Here is a 4,102-nt window from a genome sequence, read left to right on the forward strand (position 1 = left end):
CAGGACCGCAGAAGAGAACTCCCACAGCAGCAAAAACTGCTGGAAAGCGGAAAAGAAGCCATGCTGAACAATGAAACATGAGGCAGTTGTGCTGCCTTTTACTGCGCGGCATAAAGCTACGTGGAGAGCGTTGCTTCATTGATAAAAGGTTCCTCGTCTCAGCGCCGTCCGTTATTCGCCTATGCACGACATGAAAAAAGAATCATAATTGCAACACATTATTAAAAACAAATTATAATTCGCAGTTCATATAAACGGTTGTATTTTTTGAAAATATATATTATAATCCACTCGATGAACGAGTTCAGTGAACGCTTATTATTTTAGAGAGAGGAGCAGAGCAAATTTTACTCGAAGCGAAGTTCTATTTTGAATGACGCACGTATTTTTAACATCATTTATATGGGGGTTGAAAGATATGCACGAGTTGGAACATGTTCAGGCAATGCTTTGGGTCGTTATAGCGTACATGGTGTTGATGGTTGCGGTTGGAGGATACTTCTACAATAAGGCGAAAAAAGCCGGCAGTGAGAGTAAGGAAGATTTTCTGCTTGCCGGACGCAGTCTTGGCAAGATAGTAATAGTGGGTACGATATTCGCCACATACCTTGGCGGAGGTACTGTCACAGGCGGCGGCAACTCTCTTGCCTATAATTTTGGAATATGGCCTGGCGTATGTTTTATGCTGCCTCCGATTTTCAGCCTTTCGATTCTTTATATGCTCAGTGAAAAGATAAGAAACAGCGGATGTTACACGATTGCCGAGCTGCTTGAAAAAAAGTTCGGCGTAACTGCGCGCATCGTCGCCGCCTGCATTATAGCCCTCTCTTTTATCTCAATAGTGTCATTCCAGTACCGCGGCCTTGGTTTTGTGCTGAACACGACCACAGGCATACCGGTGGAGATATGCACCATCGTCTGCGCGGTGGTCGTCATTATTCTCGCCTACTCCGGCGGTCTTAAAACGGTTGCCACGACGGACGCTATGAGCGCCTTTATTATGCTGATAGGCATAGGCGCAGCTGTTCCGATGCTGCTTTTGAAGGTCGGAGGGATCGAGTGGATCAAAGCGACTGCGACGCCGGAGCAGCTTAGCTTCCTTGGAGGACAGAGCTTTTGGGGCTGGCTTGGCGCCTATCTGCCGCTTGCATTTCTTACAATAGGCGACCAGAATTTCTACCAAAGGATCAACGCGGCTAAAGACCTCCGTACGGCGCGTATCGGTCTTATTGGATGCCTTGTCGCCTCGCTTGTCGTCATTCCTCTGATCGCCTGCCTTTCATTCATTGGGCGTCTCTATTTTGGAAGCAATATCGCAGCCGGTCAGTCTCTTATTGCCACCTCCTCTCTGCTGCCGGTTTTCTGGGGCGGCCTGCTGCTGTCTGCTGCCTCGGCCTTTATAATAACGACCGCCGACTCGTTCCTTCTTTCCGCATCTTCAAACTTCACGGTGGACATCTATACAAAGCTGATCAATCCAGAAGCGACGGACAAACAGCAGATGTGGGCTACGAGAGCATTCATAGCTGTTGCAGGTGTGCTCGCATATATCATTTTGCAGTTCTATCCAAGTATACTCGCAGTGCAATACATGGCTTATACCATCTCAGGCGTAGCGATCACGCCGGTTGTAGTCGGCGTCCTCGTTTGGCCAAAAATCACAAAATTCGGCGGTATATCGTCAATGGTATTGGGAACTATCGCGACAATAATCTGGGAAGTGCTCAAGTATCCCTACGGTGTCCAGACGATCTATGTGGCGCTTCCAATATCGGTAGCGGCTCTGATAATAGGTTCGTTATGCACGCAGCCAAAGTTTGGGCGTTAGTCTATGAAAACTGAATGTGGAAAAGGACGTTGATTATGGAAGAAAAATTTGTCAAAGTAAGATGCGGAAAACTGTACGATGGACTGAAGCCAGAGTTGCAAAAAGAGGTAGAAATCCTGGTTGAAGGCAAAAAAATCAGCGCGGTAGGGCATAACCTCCCGGCTCCAGAAAACACGGAGGTCATAGACCTGTCTAATATGACTGTGACGCCTGGGCTTATAGACGCGCACATGCACACGCAATATTTTCACTGGAAAGACGTCTATGCAGATACGGTGTTTAATTCGGATGGATACAGAACTCTTGCCGTAGCCACGTGCGCGCGCAGGACGCTGCTTTCCGGCTTCACAACGATACGTTCGCTTGGCTGGTGGCGCGAGGCCTATGAGCTGGATGTCAAAAGAGCTATAGAAGAGGGGTACGTTGAAGGTTCGCGCCTTGTCGTCTCTTCGCATTTCCTCTGCACTCCTGGAAGCCACGGCGATATGACGCAGGTCGTGCGCCAGAACCCTTATCTGTCTGACTATATGATGAATCAATATCCCACCTGCGGCAACGGCGCGGACTTTTTTCGCGGCGCCGTGCGCAGAGAAAAAAAGATGGGCTGCGATTTTCTGAAAATTATGGCTACTGGAGGGTTTGCTACGCCGAACGACGACCCTGACGACATACAACTTTGCGACGAGGAGTTCAAGGCCATATTCGATACCGCAAAAGAGGTAAAGATTTCTGTCACGGCACACGCCTATGCGCCTAACCTGATGAAGAAGCTCATTGGTTTTGGAATAACCGGAATGGAACATGGTTCGTTGATGGATCAGGAAACGGCTAAAATGTTTGAAGACAGCGGCACCTACCTTGTTCCTACGTTCATGCCGTATGAGGATGCTATCCACCCAGACGAGGAGAGCATGGCTAAAAAAAGTCCGGCCTACAACAGAAAACTGCATAAGTACATGAAACAGCTTCAGGAAGGACGCCGCATAATCATTGACAGCAAGATAAAACTTGGCTACGGCACCGATATGGTAGCTGTCCATAATAATTATGAAAGCGGGTGGGAATACTACGCTTGGCTTACAAACGGAGTGGACCCGTTCCGCGCCCTGCAGGCCGCCACTAAGAACAACGCTGAGATATGCGAGGTGGATGACGTTACTGGTACAATCGAAGCAGGCAAGTTCGCCGACTTTGCCGGATGGAAACGCGATATCCTTCATGACCCGCACGCGCTGCGCGACTGTTCATTTGTTATGAAGGAAGGAAAGATCTACCCTGCGGTCAGCCGCATGGATGAAGAATAATTTAAACTCCCTTACAGTGCGTAAAATGCGGCGCCGAAGACGATGAGAGCTCTTCGGCGCCACATTTTACGCAGGTATTCGCTGGAAAACATTTGCCAGACAAGACAAAGGCAAAACGCTGCCGCTGGAACTTTCGGCATCCCGCCTCTTATGCTATACTGGATAATCATTCTTCGACAGGTGTATTGAGGGGCGGCTTTAATTTGTATATAAAAGGAACAAAAAGGCAGCAGCAAGCCAAAGAGACGAAAAAACGTATTTTTGAAGTCGCGCATCAAATGTTCAGAGAAAAGGGCTTCAATAATGTGACTGTGGAGGAGATCGCCGACGCGACTGGTATCTCTGTGGGTACGCTGTATCATCATTTCAAAAATAAATTTGCGATTTTGGTGGCTTGGCATCAGCAGTTAGACGAAAAATATGCCGTTCATCTTGAAGAGGTCCTTGCCTCCTCCGAACCCAGGCAAAATATTCTTGATGTAATAAAAGAGATGATGCTTTATATGGATGAGACATGCGTCTATTACGGCTCGGACTACATCGGAGTCGTCTATTCGTATATGATATCCAGCGACGAATTTGCAAAAATCATGACAAACCGCGATCGTACATATTACAAAATAATCACACAATTGGTGAGGCTGGGCCAGGAAAGCGGCGATATACGCCCTGACATACCGGAGAAACAACTGATAAAAGACCTGACGATAATCAGCAGAGGCTGCCTGATGGACTGGGTCATAGAGCGCTCCACACAGGACATCCGCAGCCATAATACCTCGGCCTTCGACTGCTACCTGAGGGGCATCGCGGGCGATACTAAACAAATCACTAAAGCACACTAAATTATATAGAATAATAGAGAGCAGGAGGGCGCGATATTAAGGGCGTCCTCCTGTTTTACGGCAGCTTTCCCTCCCGTTTTCTTCCCTTCTACGACTTTTGGAACTCGCCGTAGTATTCGTCCAGG

The 4,102-nt window shown here is 48.0% G+C and carries 3 protein-coding genes; all 3 read left to right on the forward strand.

Annotation, left to right across the window (positions count from 1 at the left end):
• Window positions 1–418 precede the first annotated feature (418 nt).
• The 3 genes from RRY12_12670 (at window position 419) to RRY12_12680 (ending at window position 3,977) form a co-directional block, all read left to right on the forward strand.
• On the forward strand, window positions 419–1,828 hold the full coding sequence (locus RRY12_12670; protein MEG2185526.1) for a sodium:solute symporter family protein: 1,410 nt from the start codon (window positions 419–421) through the stop codon (window positions 1,826–1,828).
• A gap of 35 nt (window positions 1,829–1,863) precedes the next feature.
• The gene (locus RRY12_12675) at window positions 1,864–3,132 is read left to right on the forward strand and encodes an amidohydrolase family protein (GenBank protein MEG2185527.1); all 1,269 of its coding nucleotides are present in this window, start codon (window positions 1,864–1,866) and stop codon (window positions 3,130–3,132) included.
• Window positions 3,133–3,335: 203 nt separating this feature from the next.
• Window positions 3,336–3,977: a TetR/AcrR family transcriptional regulator gene (locus tag RRY12_12680; GenBank protein ID MEG2185528.1), complete on the forward strand. Its 642-nt coding sequence runs from the start codon at window positions 3,336–3,338 to the stop codon at window positions 3,975–3,977.
• Window positions 3,978–4,102: the final 125 nt, after the last annotated feature.

Origin of the sequence: Cloacibacillus sp. (assembly GCA_036655895.1) — a bacterium.
GTDB lineage: Bacteria > Synergistota > Synergistia > Synergistales > Synergistaceae > JAVVPF01.

Excerpts from the sequence above, each read along its gene's own strand:
- RRY12_12670 (MEG2185526.1), top strand. The coding sequence starts at position 419 with ATGCACGAGTTGGAACATGTTCAGGCAATGCTTTGGGTCGTTATAGCG.
- RRY12_12675 (MEG2185527.1), top strand. The coding sequence starts at position 1,864 with ATGGAAGAAAAATTTGTCAAAGTAAGATGCGGAAAACTGTACGATGGA.